This window comes from Paenibacillus sp. J31R109 (genome assembly GCF_059692055.1).
Genome location: NZ_JCAUAR010000005.1, coordinates 200,563 through 218,836 on the forward strand (window position 1 = coordinate 200,563; position 18,274 = coordinate 218,836).

Sequence of the window (18,274 nt, forward strand, 5' to 3'; positions counted from 1 at the left end):
CATACAAAGACGTACATCACGGTTTCGAAGATTGTGGAGTTTTCGGACATTAATTCTAATGTGTGTCCCGGCCATTCTATTTTTTCTACTTATGTCGTATCTCCCGATGCCGGGATTGTATCTAGCTTTTATTAATTACAACTACACCGATGGGATATTCGGCAGTCAATTTGTCGGGTTTGATAACTTCAAGTTTCTTGTGACATCCGGTGAACTTTGGAAACTAACATTCAATACGATCGCCTATAACTTGGCTTTTATTCTGATCGGTAATTCATTGCAAATAGGGATTGCCATTCTGCTCAATGAGCTGCGCAAAAAGTGGTTTAAGAAACTAACACAGTCATTGATGTTCCTACCTTTCTTCATATCTTTCGTACTGGTTGGTCTCATTGCCTACAATATTCTAAGTTATGATTACGGACTGCTGAACGGGGTACTCAAATCGATGGGTTGGGATCCTGTTAAAACGTACTCGAATCCATCCATTTGGCCGTTTATTATCGTCATTACCTATTTGTGGCAATCTACCGGTTATGGATCTATCGTCTATTTTGCCGCCATAATGGGCTTGGATTCCGAGATTGTTGAAGCTTCTGAAATTGACGGTGCGAATGCGCTGCAACGTATCCGTTATATCATTCTTCCATGGTTAAAACCGACCTTTATTATCTTGCTGTTATTCTCATTGGGAGGTATTCTCCGAGGTAACTTTGGACTGTTTTATAACTTGGTTGGAGCTAATAATACGGCCTTATTCGATACGACAGATATTATTGAAACGTTTGTCTTCCGTTCATTGCTAAATAACTTCAACTTCTCAATGGGAAGCGCTGTCAGTTTGTATCAGTCGGTTTTCGGTTTCTTCATTATCATGACATCCAATTGGTTTGTGAAGAAAGTCTCGCCAGAGAACACATTATTCTAAATCAATAGGCACGATATGTGCTAGGTAAGGAGGCGTATACAGTGATGCAGGCAATTACACGTGGACGGGGATCTGATATATCCTCAGTTGCGATTCGAGTATTCGGTTATGTTTTTATTGCTCTATTCGCTCTATGTTGTTTAGTACCTTTTCTTGTTGTACTGGGTACATCATTTACATCCGAGAAATCAATTACGTTGCATGGCTACAATCTTTGGCCAAGAATTTTTGATACATTTGCTTACAAAATTGTGTTTGAGAATCCCCAAGTTATTATTGGGTCTTACGTAGTGACATTGGCAATCACAGTTATTGGAACAAGCATCGGATTATTCATCGTTGCCATGACGGGTTATTCCCTGCAACGGCCTGATTTTCCATATCGCAATCGGATCTCGTTCTTCATCTATTTTACAACCCTGTTTCATGGGGGCGTTGTTCCTTTCTACCTGATTATGACGCAGTGGCTGCATTTAAAGGATAATTATTTGGCCGTATTGCTGCCAGGGCTTATGAGTCCATTTCTCATTATTATGATGAAAAGTTTCGTGAGATCTATTCCTCATGCGATTACCGAATCGGCCAAAATGGACGGCGCTGGCGACTTTAAAATCTTTACGAGGCTGATCCTGCCCATGACCACACCAGCTTTGGCTACGATTGGCTTGTTTATCGCACTTGGTTATTGGAACGAGTGGTATAATGCGCTGTTGTTCCTCTCACCTGATATGGATTACAGACCGTTGCAGCTCTTTTTGTACAACGTAGTAACAAGTGCTGATTTCATTAAAAATTCTTCCGTCTCCTCCAACATTCAACCGCGTGATATGCCGCTCGAGTCCATGAAAATGGCTACGGCTGTTATTGCCACAGGACCTGTCATTCTGTTTTATCCGATGGTGCAGAAATTTTTCATTAAAGGTATTACCGTTGGTGCTGTTAAAGGCTGACGTATTCATAATTAATAACAATGGGGAGGCAGTTCAATGGTGAAGAGAAAAGGGAAAGTGTTAAGTGTAGCGTTAGCCGCCACACTAGCTGTCAGCTTATCGGCATGCAGTAGTTCATCCAGCACGGAAACAAGCGCAACGGATAAGGGAACTGGCAAGACAGATACGGCAGCCGCTACTGCAGGTGCAAGTTCAGGTAAAATAGACACGTCCGAATTCCAAACCATCTCTTATGTCATGCTGGGGGATAAACCGAAGAATGGCCAATTTGAGAAAGTCATGGACAAAGTCAATGCCCTTTTAAAACAGAAAGTCAATGCAAAACTGGAAATTAAATGGGTGGAGTGGGCGGATTGGCAAACGAAATATAACCTCTTGCTCGCTTCCGGAGAACCTGTTGATCTCATTACCGGTGCGACAGATTGGCTTGATACTTGGCAAAACTCCCAAAAAGGAGCTTTTATGCCGATGGATAAGCTGCTTCCACAATATGCGCCAATTACATGGAAAGAAATACCTCCAGAAGATTGGGCAGAATCAAAATATAAGAATCAAATTATGATTATTCCAGAAAATCATTACACGCAATGGGTTAATCATGGCTTCTTCTATCGTGGTGATTGGGCGAAGGAATTCGGCATTACGAAGCCGATTACGGATTTCCAAGGACTGGGCACCTATCTGCAAGCAGTGAAAGATAAAAAACCTGGAGTAATTCCTTGGGACACCAACGGTTCAGGCTTAGGTATTGCCAATGGCTATGTCAATTCCGTAACCGATGCCATTGAGTTACCGATCGGTACAGGCATGATCAATGTTATTTTCGGTAAATCCTTTAATGATAAATATAAGGCTTACAGCCCAGTCTTCGATGATACCTTTGTTAACTTAGCGAAGATGACGAAGGAATGGGGGGACAAAGGCTTCTGGCGTGAAGATGTTCTCAACTATAAAGGAGATAATAGATCTCTAATGGAGGCAGGCAAATCCTCTATTGATCAACATCATACCCAAACGTATTTGGGTGAACGCAAGAAGATGGATCAACTGCAGCCAGGTTCTGATCTTCAGTTATTCCCGTTCTCAGCAACTCGTAACAATCTCGTATCGTTGTCTATTACGCATGGCGGTACTTCCTTAGGTTCTCACAGTAAACACCCAGAACGAGCAATGATGGTTTATGAGGTGCTTCGTCAAGATCCGGAAGTGTATCGTCTGATGAACTACGGTATGGAAGGCGTGCAATATGTTGTTAAAGACGGCAAGCGTTATCGTCCGGATGGCTATGATGTTCAAAGAGACGAATTCTACTCTAATTTCTGGGGTGGTCGTATCGACAAGAACGAAATTCCAGAAGGAGATACTTGGGCAGGTAAAGATAATCTATTTGCTTCCTATGACAAAATTAAAAAGCCATATCCTTACGGTCGCTTCGTTTTCGATAAAGCGAGTGTAAATAACGAATTGACAGCTGTTACCCAAGTGGTTAATCAAATGGCGCCTGCTCTTATTTATGGTAAAGCTGGTGATCCTGTCAAAGCTGTTGAAGATTTCCGCGCTAAATTAAAATCTGCTGGCTTCGACAAACTGCAAGCTGAGGTTCAAAAACAACTGGATGCATTCAAAACATTAGTAGAAAGCAGCAAATAAATGAAAGAAAGATCGAAGGTCTGTTCTAACAGGCCTTCGATCTTTATATCATGGTTACATTGATGAAATGGAAGTGTCTGTATTGGAATCTGTCACGGTCTATGATATTGCCCGCGAAGCGAATGTCTCTGTTGCAACGGTTTCACGTGTTCTGAACGATACAGCCCCTGTGCGGGCATCGACCAGACAGAAAATCATTGCCATTATCGAGAAGCATAAGTTTCAGCCCAATGCCCTCGCACGAAGTTTGGTGAATAAGAAAACAGGGATGATCGGCATGTTGATTCCGGACAGTACCAACATGTTTTTTCCAGAAGTGTTCGGAGGGGCTGAAATCGCTGCACAGAAATTGGGCTATACCCTCTTTCTCTGCAACACGTTCAGCAATTTCGATCGAGAGTCGGAATATTTGAGTCAACTCTGTGAAAGACAAGTGGAGGGGCTCATTTTCATGGGAGGGCGCGTCAATGCACGTCACTGTCCAGATGCCCTCGTGCAGGAAGTCGTGAATATTCAGAGGAAAATTCCGATTGTTTTGATCAACGGAAGCCTTCCAGGAAACCCTTGTTACCAAGTTAAAACAGACGAATATGCAGGTACGCAGCTTGTTGTGCAGCATCTTATTCATCAAGGGCACCGCCATATTGGCTTTCTTGGAGGAAATTCAGAAACGACGACAACGATGGAAAAGTTAAGAGCTTTCCGAGCTACGCTAGCCTTGAATAATCTTCATTTTCGCAAGGATCATGTGTTGTTTGGGGGATTCTCCATGCAAAATGGTCATCATTTGATGGATCGATTTATGACGATGACCAATCGGCCAACAGCTATTCTCTGTATCAATGATTACACGGCCATTGGCGCGATGAAGTCAGCTATTTCTCATGGTGTCAGAATACCAGAAGACCTAGCTATTGCCGGATTTGACGACACACAGCTTTCTTCGGCGATGAACCCTGAACTCACAACGGTGTCACAACATAGTGAACGTCTCGGGATTCGAGCTATGGAAATTTTATCGAGGTTGATCGAGAAGGAAAAGGTGAAGAAAGTGACGGTGTTGGAACCTAAGCTTATTATTAGGCAGAGTACGCAAAGTTAAGCAGGCAGCAAAATTATAGCCGCATCACATTAAAAGGGGAATGCCGAAATGAATCTATACCGACCGATTTATCATTTTCTTCCTGAGAACAATTGGATGAACGATCCGAATGGGTTGTTATATGTGAATCAAGAATATCATCTTTTCTATCAATACAACCCGTATGCGGATCATTGGGACACCATGCATTGGGGACACGCTAAAAGCAAGGATTTGGTACACTGGGAACATTTGCCGATAGCCTTGACTCCTTCGCACGAATTGGGGGAGCTTCATTGTTTTTCAGGCTGTGCCGTAGATAATGAAGGCGTGCCGACAATTCTCTATACAAGTATCGGAGCTGGTGAGCGGAATGCAACCGATGGACCTGAGCAATGGCTTGCGACCAGTCGTGACGGTATGCTGAGCTGGGAGAAATATCGTGGGAATCCTGTATTAAGTCTGAAAGCTCACGGTGACATGGAAATTAAAGAATGGCGGGATCCCTTTGTTTGGAAGGAAGGGGACGTATGGTACATGGTAGTTGGCGGGATCCACGAGGACAAGGGGTGTGCGCTAATTTACAGTTCTTCGGATTTAACAGAGTGGCAGTTTTTGAACACACTTCATGAAGGCACGGAGGGAATTTGGGAATGTCCGAATTTCTTTAAACTTGGAAATAAGTATGTATTGATATACTCGCCTGCGGGTCAAGTGAAGTATGCGATAGGGACATGGAACTCGGACTACTCCTTTACGCCTGAGATTCGTGGTGTGATGGATTGCAGTGGTTCGGATGGCTTCTATGCGCCCAACAGTATGATAGGTCCGGATAGCCGACGTCTGTTGTGGGGCTGGATACCTGAAGCTGCAAGAGGCGAATTCAAAGGAAATGCGGGTTGGGCAGGTATGCAATCCATACCTCGTGTATTAACTTTGGCACCTGATGAGACGTTGCGCATGGAGCCGGCAGTTGAATTGCAGATACTAAGAAGAAATGAGTATCGGCTGGACAATAAGCGAATTCTCTCCGGTAACGAGCCCCTTGAAATTCATGGACGGGCATTGGAAATGATCGCTCTTTTTCATATTGAATCAGACTCACAGCCATTCGGAATTAAACTGCTCCGATCACCTCAGGGTGAAGAGGAAACGGTTCTTATTTTCGAACCAGACAAAGGGGAAATTTCAATAGATAGGACGCGATCCAGCTTGTCAGAGCAGCCTGATAAATCAAGGGTAAGTGGTACTGTTGATTTCACTGCGAAGGATGAGGTTAAGGTGCATCTGTTCTTAGATCATTCCGTGTTAGAGGTATTTATCAACGATACGCAATGCCTAACCGCAAGGATATATCCAACTTTGGCGTCCAGCGATGGTGTAAGTCTCTTTGCTTTGGGTGATAAGGACGTCTTGTTGCAGAGGTTTTGTGTATGGGAGATGGCTTCCATCTGGTCTTGAGATACTACATACGAAATGAGTTGAGAAGATGACGATGTTTTCTGATTTAGATAGTAAGCACAAACTTCCGTTAGGCATTCTTCAATCTATGAAGGCGGAGTCAGTTCATGAAGAAGACTCAATTTGGAGAGTACGTGCAGAGGGAACTCAGACGATTGAGCTTTGTTTTGGCTTCGGGCCCTCATTTGTCCTGCAGAAATCCAAACAGTGGTATGTACTGCCGATGGATGAAGGAAGTATGGATCTTGAAGGAGATTCTTATGCTTGGGTATTGCCCAAGGATCCTGATTCAATCGATAACGCATGGCTAATTAGAGCAGAAGGAACAATTCGAATTCTAGCAGATCCTGAGCAGGAGATTCGGGTACATGTTGCTTCTAATCGTTGTGAGTTAATCCCATTTGAGTGCAGACCTTACGCAGATTGTTTTGGCAACCGATACCGATTTGACTTTGAGAATGGGGAACAACTAGGGAAAACGTTAGCCGCTTTTTATTGGGGAACCATGCTTCCTACTGTCATTGAAAAAACAAAAGCTGCTAGTTACCCGGAATCGGATGGATTTGTGTTGAGCACACTAATGAAGCTTGCATACGCAGGGACTTACCCGGATGTGGATCATGAATTTCAAATTAAAGGGAGAATGGCCTGGGGCAATGATCTGGATACTGCCATCATTCGTCGAATGATGGAGCTTCAATTCAAGCTCATGAGAGAAGATCCCCAAGAGCTGTGGAGGAATCCTTGCGCTGTTCAACCAGATGGAACTAGAGAGTATCATGTACGGCGAAATTCCCTGGATGGCAAGGCGAATGCGAACATGTTCCTCATTACAGGCAATGTTGAAGTATTGGAATCAGCTTGGCTCTATGTGGCTGTAACAAAAGATAGAGAGTGGCTCAGCAGACATATCGAAGATCTTGAAGGTGCTGCCAGCGGAATCGAGGCCTATATCGACCGCAAAGGGCGGTTGTGGTCCGATGTGTATTACGAAGATCAGGTGATGAAGGATGGACGGGAATCTTTGGCTACGGCACTTGCTGCCAATTCCTTTCAGTTGCTCAGCCAATTAGAACAGTACTTACAACGTGAAGATAAAGCGGAATGTTACGCTAAAATAGCATCACGTTTGTCAGAGGTTATGGTTGAGCCACTGCCAAACGGCTACTGGGATCCCGCTAATCGCCGATTTGTCGATTGGGTTGACCGCCATGGCGAAGTACATGATCATATTCATCTATTGGCAAATGAATTGCCGGTTTTGTTCAGCTATGCTACGGCAGAACAGGAAACGGCGGTTATGGCTCTGATGGATGCCAAACGCACAGCGTTTCAGCGTTTTCCTAGCTTCGTAGCTGCCGAAATCGACCAGTATACGGACACCGAGCTTGGCGATGGCGGACCTTACGACTTATGTGCAGCCGGACGCTATTGGTGCTGGGATGCAGCCTTCTGGTCCTGGCAAAAAGATCGGGACATGTTAGCTGGACAATTACTGCGTGTGTCGGAGCAGGCAGCCAAAGAAGGCTATATCATGGGGGAACGCTATGATATGGATTATGTTTACTATGTAGATGGGAAGGATTGGCATGGTGCGGCCCATTATTATGAATATCCTTGTGTCTACTCCTGGGTATTAATCCATGAGTATGTAGGTATACGGTTCTCTTTGGAGGCGGATTTGAGAATAGAACCCAAACTGCGAAGCTATGGGCGAGTTGAATTGCAGCAATCCCACTTTCAAATCGCTTATGAGTACACGTCATCAGGGTTTAGTTTGACCAATTTATCCAAGTCGGATCGAGTCTTTAAGGTTGATCTTTCAGCCTTATTTCCTGGTAATAGTTGCAGAACCTTCGTTGTTGCAGCTGGTGAAGAAATATTCGTGCCTTGTATATTGAAAGAGGGTTAAATGATTAGATGGTGTTTACTCCTGTAAACACCATCTTTTTTTTGCAAACATTCAGCTGTTTGATTCGATTTTTTTGTCATGCAACGGACATCCATATACAAGAATAGGGAATTAGTGGTAATCTAACTTAGTTCATTGTAAAAAGGAGGACGACAAATTGGTTCCAAAACATATTGTTTCTATGATTTGCGGAATAACACTCACGATGTTGATGGTGAACACGGTATCGTTGGCCACTTCAAATAATTCAAGTGAGATTGCTGAACAGGTGAAATTTAGATGGATTGATTTTCACTTAAACCCCTCTGACCTGAAGAATCATTGGGCGGAGCGTGTGTTTCAATGGGCAATCATCCACAGAATGATCGATGGTTACTCAGATGGAAGCTATCAGCCTGACCGTTCGATAAACGAGGCTGAATTTTTGAAAACCTTGTATAAAGCGTTTGGAGCAGCGCTTCCCGTGAGTAAAGGGGAAGATTGGATGGACGGTCCTTATCGACTTGCCTCCATGTGGAAACACCCTGTACAAGGTGCTAGCGATAAATCATTAAGGATTACACCAATTACAAGAGGGCACGCAGCTGAGATTATTGCTGCTGCACAGGGCGTCAATTATCAAGGCGATGAGGCCATTACCTATTTGCTTGGCATGGGGCTTGCGTCCGGTAAGACATCACCTACCCTAGAAGGTTTCTCTGGCAGCGATGTTCTAACGAGAGCAGAGGCTGTACAATGGATTCGAACAATGAAATTGAAGGGGATACGTAACATTAAACAAAGGCCAATGGCTCCCTCAGATCCTAAGCTCTTGCCGCCTCTGAACTTCGAAGACAAAGCAAATCTTGTAGACTTCGTAACGGTTCCCATGTTGAAAGAAGATTTGAATTTGATAGATAAACAAGAAAAAGCTGTGATTCCATTTGGAACCCCTAAATCATTTTTTGATACGAAATATGGGTTTTCTAAGGAACAAAATGTAGTCAACATGGAGATATACGGGCAGCTTTCTGTTCATTTTGATAAGAATGGCGGGATGGACGCTTGGTCGATTGATGATTCTTCCCTCCTACCGTCTCATTTCCAGACGAATCAACGGATTATACTTAATGAAAATACGTTGCTCGATGTGCTCCAAACGTATGGAACGGATGGATACGGCGGAGATGGAATAGCTGAATATTACTATGAAAAAGTCGGTGACGATTTAGTACCTCGGCCATCTCGCTCACAAATTGTAGATTTTAACAATGCGTATGTGATTTCATTTACATTTGATCAGACAACGCAGAGGGTCAGATTTATATTTGTATCCACGCATGCTTTTGCCTCAAATCCACGTAGTGAGGATTAAGGTGCTCTTTGTAAATGGTACGCTAGGGACTTGTGTAATCCTATGTTAGTTCGAACCATGACCATGATTGAGCTTGCGATAATCAGAAGGGGACATGGTAAGCCTCTCTCTAAATACGCGCGAGAAGGTGGAATAGGAAGTGAACCCGACCTCGAAACAGACAGAGGTCACGGGGATATTGCTAGAAATGAGCAAACTGCAAGCGTGCGATATGCGTATTTTTTCTAGAAAATTATGAAAGTTGTCGCCAATGATTGATTTAAAAGAAGTACTAATATGAGGGACGCTTAGATAAAAGCGTTCGGCCAACGTTTCCAGTTTAATGTCTTCTCGGAAATGTCGGTAGACAAAGAGAATAATCTCCCACATTTTCCCCTTTCTATGTTTAGGGGTTCTTTGTGTTGGTGTGTCTGGGTGAGCAAAGCAATTGCGTTCTAATAAGATGAAAGCTTCAGTTAGTTTCGTTTTAAACATGAGTTGGCTTAAAGGTTGATGGCTGAGAATTTCCTGATGCATGCTCTGGAAAATAGGAAGTAGCAGATTGGACAGTTCATCCTCCAACTGGTAGGAAGGCTCACCTTCCGTGCCTGCACGAAGCAGTATATCGCTAAAAGCTGCCATAGACTCATCAGAACTATAGATGGCTTGCAATCCGATGGCTCCAACATATAAATGCAGTTCCTGACCTCGCATTATTCGGATTTGATGCACTTGATGCGGAAGCAGCAGGGTGAAGGTACCAGGCCCGATAGGACGTTCGATGCCATTAATAATTTCTGTGCCGCTGCCGTAAAAAGCGTAGGTATATTCAAGAAAATTATGCGTATGCGGAGGAATATCGGCAGTTAGTTTATGAATTTTAAATGTATAGGGAAAGGCTTCGTGCAGTTCTTGGTCTCCAGGCAGGTTAAAAGGAATCACGGAAGGAATCACTCCCTTAGTAGAATTTCGATTACTTGTATCATAATCTAAAATCTTAAAAAATGAGATACTTTCCATAATATTGATAGGAAGTGATGGCAAGGAGTCATTAGAATGAAGAAAACACACTCAAAGGGAAGGTTGTTATAATGATGGATGTTTTGCACTATGTAAATCCTTTGCAGGGGACAGCTTCTACCTTTCGTTTCTCCAATGGGAATACACTTCCGCTAGTTGCACGACCTTTCGGCATGACGGCATGGAGTCCTCAAACCGATGAAGGAGGCGGAGGTTGGTTTTTTCATCCCTCACATCGTCATTTGGAAGGAATTCGACTGACGCATCAGCCAAGCCCATGGATTGGGGACTATGGACACCTAACGATTATGCCGCAAACCGGTCCACTTGCCTTGACGGCTGCCAAGCGATCGTCCTCTTTTCGAAGTGAAGAGATGACGGTTAAGCCCGATTATTTCCGTGTACGGCTCCAACGCTATAATTCGTTATTCGAACTGAGTCCAACAGAACGTTGTGCAAGTATGCGAATAACGTTTGAGGATTTGCAAGAGGCGAGGGTTATTGTTGCGCCATTTAAGGGAGAGTCATCCATCACCATAGACCCTAACGGCAGCAGGTTAACTGGGTATACCCGTGCGAATTCGGGTGGAGTTCCTGAGAATTTTGCGATGTATTATGTAATTGATTTGGATTGTGAGTTGGATGTGCAAGCGAGCGGTATTTGGGATGGGGATGGCGAAACATCCCTACGCTTACATGAAGTAGGAGATGGTACAGGTGCTTTTATTGGACTTAAACTCCCACATTCAGGCGAGGTTAATCTTCGAATGGGCACTTCCTTTATTAGTTTGGAGCAAGCGATAAGCAACCTTTCACAGGAAATTGGTTCAAAATCATTCGATTTGGTGCGTGAGGAGGCAGCCCGAGCGTGGGAAAAGACGCTGAATCGCATACAAGTGGAAGATCCAGATGAAGATAAATTAAGCACTTTTTATACGTGCTTATACCGCGTCTGCTTGTTTCCTAGGATGTGGCATGAGTTTACAGAGAAGGGGGAAAAGGTGCATTACAGTCCATACAACGGTCAAATCGTTCAGGGACCCATGTATTGTGACAATGGATTTTGGGATACGTATCGTACCTCTTATCCATTGTTCAGTCTGCTGTGTCCATCTCGTTTAGGTGAAATCTTAGAATCTTACGTTAACGCCTATAAGGAAGGCGGTTGGATGCCGAAGTGGTCTTCACCTGGCGAACGAAGTGCAATGCCGGGTACGTTAATTGATGCAGTCTTTGCAGATGCTACAGTCAAAGGGATAGCAGGGTATGACGCGCAATCGGCTTATGAAGGCTTGCTGAAGCATGCCTGTCAAGCGGCGGAAGATAGTCATTTCGGCAGGAAAGGTGTTCGTGCTTACCAAGAATATGGGTATTTGCCAGGGGATCAGTTTCACGAGAGTGTGAGCAATACATTGGATTATGTATATGGTGATTTTTGTATTGCGCAACTGGCGAAAAGTCTTGGAAAAGATGAGGACTACACGCTTCTAATGAATAGGGCAAGGAATTATGCCCAATTATTGGACCCTTCCGTAGGTTTTATGAGAGGGAGAAACGCAGATGGCAGTTGGGTGGAACCCTTCGACCCATTTGAATGGGGTGGTGCTTATTGTGAAGGCGGCGCTTGGCAGTGCAGCTGGGCTGTTCAACATGATATCGCTGGATTAGCAGAGTCAATGGGAGGAAAAGAAGTATTCTTAGCCCGAATAAGCGAGTTAATGACGACGGAACCCTCATTTAAAGTGGGCAGCTATGGTTTTGAAATCCATGAAATGTCGGAAATGGCCTCGATTAACTTCGGTCAATTCGCCATCAGTAATCAACCCAGCTTTCATATCCCTTACCTGTTTGCAGCGGCAGGGTCACCTGCTGAAACACAATACTGGGTTAGAAAAACGGCAGAAGAACTGTTTAGTTCTGCACCTGATGGCTTACCCGGTGATGAAGACAACGGGAGTTTGTGCGCTTGGTACATTTTTGCCTGCATGGGGATGTATCCATTATGTCCCGGTGTACCTGAGTATGTGATTGGGAGTCCGATGTTTGAGCGGATGACGCTTCACTTGGAGAACGGCAAACAGATTGTGATAGAAGCCGATCACATCGCGCAAAGTCACCGTTATGTAGAAAGTGTGCATGTCAACAATCAACGGCATCTTCCTTTATTTTTTTCGCATGATCAACTTATGAAGGGTGCTGTCATCCAGTTTGCCATGTCGGACACACCGACGCATACACAGGTAGAGAATAAGCATTTGCCCTACTCAATGTCACTCCAAATTCAATCAGAAGGGAAATGAAATATGACATTACAACGTGTGGACATAGTAAAACCAGGTTTCTTTGCAACGGCTGCTGCAGCGGATAGCCGCAGAGGAGAATTTGATTTAGGCAACGAGGTCTTAATCGCGCACAAAGTACCCGTTGATTTTGTATTTATTGGCGATTCAATTACGCATATGTGGGAGCTGAATGCCTATTTTGGACGTGGCAGTCGTTTTATTGTAAACCGAGGAATTGGTGGAGATATTAGCAGCCATGTGTTAAGAAGATTTGAAGCCGATGTCATTCAATTGAAGCCGAAGGTTGTGGTGATTAAAATTGGCGTGAACAATTTCTGGGCGTTGGATGGCGCGATAATCGAGCATAAGAGAACTGCGGAGCAAATCATACCAGCACTTGTTAATGATATTCAGGACATGATAGTAAAAGCGAAAGCACACGGGATCATCCCAGTGATCTGTTCTATTCTGCCAACGAATATGCCACAATCGGGAAATAATGCGCTACGAAACGAGAGCATTTGCCGTGTAAACGAGCAACTTCAAAAAGTAGCTATGAAACACGAAGCTATTTACGTCGATTACCATTCGCAAATGATCAGAGAAGAAGGCAACGAGTTGCGCGATGGGCTTGCAGACGATGGACTTCACCCGCATGTACTTGGCTATAACATTATGGCAGATGTTTTACGTGAAGAATTAGGACGTAAAGGCATAGAAATCTAAGTATACAAAACTATATTGATCGGTCCATGATGAAAAAAGAGGCGTTTCAATAAGTCTACATAGACTTTTGAGATAGCCTCTTTCTCATTTTCCATTAATGAAAGTTCATGATCTTTAGAAGTGATCATATCCAATAGCTAGCTGGTGTGTGGTGGAATAATGATGGGGAAACGAACCCGTTTCTATTCTAAGGAAAGATGGTGGTGGAGTAATGCTGGCAAGACAAAGTGGATTGAAGGTGTTCTTATTAGTGATGGCGGTTGTAATCTTTGCGTCTGTAGGACTGTTCAGTGCTACACAGGTGCATGCGGCAGATGATGATTATGATACGATGCGGATCAGGTGGAAGAATTATTTGACAGGAGGCGCCTCGTTAGACACATCAGATCCGGATATAGCGTCTAAGCTGAACAGTATAAGTCAAACCAGCTGGAGTACGATGCAAATTAATCCTAATCAGAATTACTTATGGAGCGATTTGAACAGCTTAGTCGATTCCTCCCATATTACTGGGAGCTACCTCCGAATAAAGGGAATGGCGCTTGCCTACAGCACGATTGGTTCCAGTTTATATGGAAATCAAGATCTGAAGGCTGATATTATTAATGCAATGGATTGGATGTATACCAATCGCTACAATGAAACGAAATCAGCTTATGGGAATTGGTGGGACTGGGAGATAGGTACACCGCTACATATTAATGATATTGTTGTACTCATGTATGATGATCTCATCAGTACACCGCAAAAAATAACCAACTACATGCAAGGGATTGAGAAGTTCTCCCCTGATCCGAACAAAGTGAACAACGCGCAATATGTACCTACAGGGGCAAATTTAGTTTGGAAATGCCAAGTTGTTGCTTTGCTAGGTGTGATTCTAAAATCCTCCACGAAGCTGACGTCAGCAAGAGATGCGTTAAATCCGGTGTTTGATTATGTGACATCTGGGGATGGTTTCTATACGGATGGATCTTTTATCCAACATAATGTTTACGCTTACACGGGAGGCTATGGCGTAAGTTTGCTGCAAGAACTAACGAATTTGCTGCTTTTACTGAATAGTTCGCCTTGGCAACCTACCTATACAGGTGGAGCAAATGTTTACAAATGGGTCTATGACTCGTATGAACCGCTCATTTATAACGGTGCCATGATGGATATGACGAGAGGGAGAGCCATCTCCAGAAATTATGAGCAAGATCATGTTGTTGGCCATAATGTAATAGCTTCGATTATCCGCTTAGCTCAGAGTGCCCCTACGGCTGATGCACAACGCATGAAAGCGATGGTGAAAGCGTGGATTGGTGCGGATACCCAATTTAATTTCTACAAGGATGCTAACTTAAGTACGACGGTTCTGGCCAAGGCGATCATGAGTGATAACAGCATTGTGCCTAGAGGAGAAAAGGTGCAAACCAAGGTCTATGCTGGCATGGATCAGGTGGTACATCTGCGTCCAGGGTTTGGATTCGGTGTCAGTATGTCATCGCATCGCATTGGCACATATGAAGCGACCAATGGTGAGAATTTGAAAGGCTGGTACACAGGTGCTGGCATGACGTATCTCTATAACAAGGATCCGCTTCAGTTTACCGACTACTGGCCGACTGTAAATAAGTACCGACTTCCGGGAACGACAGTGGATACGATGCCAAGAGCGGATGAGGAAGGCGCAGGGTATCTGAGTCCCAAAACATGGGCAGGAGGAACAGAATTACAGGGCCAATTTGCAACAGCTGGTATGGACTTGAAAGGATATGGAAGCACGTTAAAAGCCAAGAAATCCTGGTTTATGTTTGATGATGAAGTGGTTGCACTGGGGACAGGAATAACAAGCACCGACAACCGCACCATCGAGACAACCGTAGAAAATAGAATGCTCACGAAGACACAAGTTACACAAGGCATCGATCCCACTTCACCTCCATCCACACCTATTGGAAGCGAACCCTTGCGTCATAAAGTTTATGCGGTGACAGATAGTGTGAACGATGGCAATGTACCGGAAAATACGTTTGACAATAACTTTGGTTCGAGATGGTCCTCCAGTGGAGATGGCCAATGGATTCAATATGACCTTGGTAAAATACAATCCATTGGATATATCGGAATAAGCTTCATGCTTCAATCTGCAAGAACGACGAATTATGAAGTCTTAGTTTCCGAGGATGGTCAAGTTTGGGATCAAGTCTTTAACGGAACTTCTAGCATCGTGAGCGATGCACAGCTACAAATCGTTGATTTTCCGGATACCCAAGGCAGATATGTCAAAATTATCGGTCATCAGAACTCAACAGGGCCGTGGAACAGTATCACGGAAGTGCAAATCTATGCGCCATGTACTGCGGGCAATCTCCTTATCCTTCCTACTGTTGCGGCATTGAATGTGAATGGGGTGACGAGTAGCTTAGGTTCAAGCGATGTTCCACAAGTGAATGATAATGATATTCGTACGTTTTGGTCGGCGACTGGAGATGGTCAGTGGCTGCAAGTTGACTTAGGCAGCCCTACAGCAGTAGGACACGTAGGGATCAGCTTTGAGCAAGGTACGGAGAAGCATTACCCCTTTGAGATCCAAACATCCGTGGACGGCACGACATGGACACCTAGTTACAGCGGCCAAAACACAGTACTATCATCGGAGATTATAGCCTATGATATGGTGGATACAACGGCCAGATACATCAAATTCATTTTCCATGGAAATGACGCAGATCTAACCAATCATGTCTCCGAAATTCAAGTATATGCCCCTGATGCTTCAGGGCCTGTGTTGGATCCACTGCATGCCACGAAAAAAGTCAAAGGGGATGAGCAGCTCGTTGTGAATGGCGTAACGAAACCTGCTGGATTAGGATGGACAGAAACGATGAGTAATGTGTCTTATGCGTATCTGGAGGGAACTGGCGGTTACTACTTCCCGCAACCCACTTCCTTGAAAGGGTCGAGAAATGTCTCGCAAGGCAGCTGGTCACAGCTCAATAAAGGCGGCCCTACGACTGTATTAAGTAAAAATTATCTGACACTTTGGCTGCATCACGGGACGAATCCATTCTATCAGGATTATGCCTACGTCTTACTGCCGAATAAAACAGCTGCGGAAACCGCGAGTTACAGCACGAACCCTAATATTGAAATCCTAGTTAACAATACGAATGTGCAAGCCGTGAAGGAGAAAACACAGGGAATCCTGGGGGCTAATTTCTGGTCACCAAGCACTTTCAGCTATCTGACGGCATCGAATCCATCCTCCATCATGTTAAAGGATCAAGGCAGTGTCCTAGATATTGCTGTTTCAGACCCTACACACTTGCAAGCAAAGGTTACTTACGAAATTCATAAAGCTGGGCTATCTGTGATTGAAAAAGACTCAAGTATAACCGTCCTACAGCTTACACCTACCATAAAGTTCGAAGTTAATACCCAAGCTGGCGATGGTAAATCTCATCAAATAAAACTACAAGTTAACACGTCCGTTACGACGCCTTTGCCAACACCAACAGCACCTCCAACGCATACCGTTGATCCGGTTCCAGATACCATTGTGGATGTGTTGGATGACTTTACGCAAACCTTTGCACACAGTGCAAATTTAAGTTTTGATCGCGGGCAAGCCGAAGCATTTAATGGTGATACCTCACGGTTAATTAGAACCAAAAACACGAATGAATATATCATTTACAAAGCATTGCCGAATAAAGATATCACGGAATTTGCCGCAAAGGCATGGTTCTGGGCAAATGAAGCTATAACCGACTTTGCGTTTTACAGCTCGCCGGATAATGTCACCTATACAGCTTTCACTCCAGCTAAAGTAGCTGGCGCAAATGGCTGGAAAGAAGTGAACTACAGCGGGGTGCTGCCGACGGGAACGCAGTATCTTAAAATTGTTTACATGCACAATACGAGCAATGTATGGAACCCGCAGCTTGCTGAAGTCACATTGACGAGTAAATTGCCTCCTCCTACGAGCATTACGGTCGTTGACAATGTGTACGACTATACCAAGATGTTCGCACGAAGCGCGAACCTTAGTATCAGCGGATCTAATCCTCAAGCATTTGGCGATGATGCTACGCGATTAGTCAGACTTACGAACAGCGACGAGTATGTCGTATATAAAGCGGCAACGGACATGGAACTGCGGAATTTTAGTGCGGATACCTGGTTCTGGCCTTACGAGACCTCCACAGATTTTGAGTTTGCTGTATCGCCAGATAATGTGACTTATACGGTTTATATGCCGGCTAAAGCAACCGTCACAGGTACTTGGAATAAAGTGACCTACAGCGGTACCTTGCCTAGAGGGACGCAGTATTTGAAAATCATTTATAAACAGCACTCAGCAAATGCTTGGAATGCTCAGATTGGTAAAGTAACTCTGACGAGTAAAGTGCCGACGCCTACAAGTGCTACTGTGACGGATGATGTGTATAATTTCAGCAAGATGTACGATCATTCCAGTCATTTGTATTTTGACACCTCAAATGCCGTCGCATTTGGAGGAGATGGTTCCCGGTTAGCACGAAATACGAATACAGACGAATTTATTGTCTATAAGGCTGCACCAGAGATGGATATGAAATCCTACGCCATCGATACGTGGTTCTGGACCTATGATCCATCGGCGGATTTTGAATTGTATAGTTCATGGGATAATGTGACCTATACGCTGATTTCGCCTGTGAAAACCGATTTGTTGGTTAGATGGCTGAAGAGAACCTACAGCGGGAACTTACCGACAGGAACGCAATATTTAAAAATCGTTTACAAACAGCATACGGCCAACGTGTGGAATCCACAGATTGGCAAGGTCGAGTTTTTCAGTGAAGTGAATGATTAACGAAAGTTCATGATCTTAAATCTCGATCATTTCATTCCATTTGGCCGGATGCCATAATAAAAGTGTAAGATAGTTAGTTTACAAG

General features: G+C 44.1%; 11 protein-coding genes. 10 read left to right on the forward strand and 1 reads right to left on the reverse strand.

Annotated elements, in window-relative coordinates; all coding sequences use genetic code 11:
- Nucleotides 1-58: 58 nt before the first annotated feature.
- The 7 genes from AC58QT_RS16110 to AC58QT_RS16140 all read left to right on the forward strand — a co-directional run bounded on the left by AC58QT_RS16110 (nucleotide 59) and on the right by AC58QT_RS16140 (nucleotide 9,336).
- Nucleotides 59-928 (forward strand): ABC transporter permease, encoded by an 870-nt coding sequence (locus AC58QT_RS16110; protein ID WP_497410038.1) that lies wholly within the window; start codon nucleotides 59-61, stop codon nucleotides 926-928.
- A gap of 44 nt (nucleotides 929-972) precedes the next feature.
- The gene (locus AC58QT_RS16115; RefSeq protein WP_497409883.1) at nucleotides 973-1,878 is read left to right on the forward strand and encodes a carbohydrate ABC transporter permease; all 906 of its coding nucleotides are present in this window, start codon (nucleotides 973-975) and stop codon (nucleotides 1,876-1,878) included.
- Between the two features lie 36 nt (nucleotides 1,879-1,914).
- Nucleotides 1,915-3,528: an ABC transporter substrate-binding protein gene (locus AC58QT_RS16120; protein ID WP_497409884.1), complete on the forward strand. Its 1,614-nt coding sequence runs from the start codon at nucleotides 1,915-1,917 to the stop codon at nucleotides 3,526-3,528.
- Between the two features lie 82 nt (nucleotides 3,529-3,610).
- Nucleotides 3,611-4,630: a LacI family DNA-binding transcriptional regulator gene (locus AC58QT_RS16125; RefSeq protein WP_497409885.1), complete on the forward strand. Its 1,020-nt coding sequence runs from the start codon at nucleotides 3,611-3,613 to the stop codon at nucleotides 4,628-4,630.
- Between the two features lie 48 nt (nucleotides 4,631-4,678).
- Complete coding sequence (locus AC58QT_RS16130) at nucleotides 4,679-6,070, forward strand: glycoside hydrolase family 32 protein (RefSeq protein ID WP_497409886.1); 1,392 nt, start codon at nucleotides 4,679-4,681, stop codon at nucleotides 6,068-6,070.
- A gap of 28 nt (nucleotides 6,071-6,098) precedes the next feature.
- A complete protein-coding gene (locus AC58QT_RS16135) occupies nucleotides 6,099-7,982 on the forward strand; it encodes a glucosidase family protein (RefSeq protein WP_497409887.1) in 1,884 nt (627 codons plus the stop codon).
- 157 nt (nucleotides 7,983-8,139) lie between these two features.
- Nucleotides 8,140-9,336: an S-layer homology domain-containing protein gene (locus tag AC58QT_RS16140; RefSeq protein ID WP_497409888.1), complete on the forward strand. Its 1,197-nt coding sequence runs from the start codon at nucleotides 8,140-8,142 to the stop codon at nucleotides 9,334-9,336.
- Between the two features lie 45 nt (nucleotides 9,337-9,381).
- Here AC58QT_RS16140 and AC58QT_RS16145 read toward each other — a convergent pair whose 3' ends face one another.
- Nucleotides 9,382-10,257, reverse strand: coding sequence for an AraC family transcriptional regulator (locus AC58QT_RS16145; RefSeq protein WP_497409889.1), 876 nt, complete (start codon nucleotides 10,255-10,257; stop codon nucleotides 9,382-9,384).
- Nucleotides 10,258-10,406: 149 nt separating this feature from the next.
- Here AC58QT_RS16145 and AC58QT_RS16150 point away from each other — a divergent pair, with 149 nt between their 5' ends.
- From AC58QT_RS16150 to AC58QT_RS16160, 3 genes are all read left to right on the forward strand, one after another.
- Nucleotides 10,407-12,635: a GH92 family glycosyl hydrolase gene (locus tag AC58QT_RS16150; protein WP_497409890.1), complete on the forward strand. Its 2,229-nt coding sequence runs from the start codon at nucleotides 10,407-10,409 to the stop codon at nucleotides 12,633-12,635.
- A 3-nt stretch (nucleotides 12,636-12,638) separates the two neighbouring features.
- On the forward strand, nucleotides 12,639-13,343 hold the full coding sequence (locus tag AC58QT_RS16155; RefSeq protein ID WP_497409891.1) for a GDSL-type esterase/lipase family protein: 705 nt from the start codon (nucleotides 12,639-12,641) through the stop codon (nucleotides 13,341-13,343).
- Nucleotides 13,344-13,554: 211 nt separating this feature from the next.
- Nucleotides 13,555-18,189, forward strand: a complete 4,635-nt coding sequence (locus AC58QT_RS16160) for a polysaccharide lyase family 8 super-sandwich domain-containing protein (RefSeq protein WP_497409892.1) — start codon at nucleotides 13,555-13,557, stop codon at nucleotides 18,187-18,189.
- The last annotated feature ends 85 nt before the right edge of the window (nucleotides 18,190-18,274 follow it).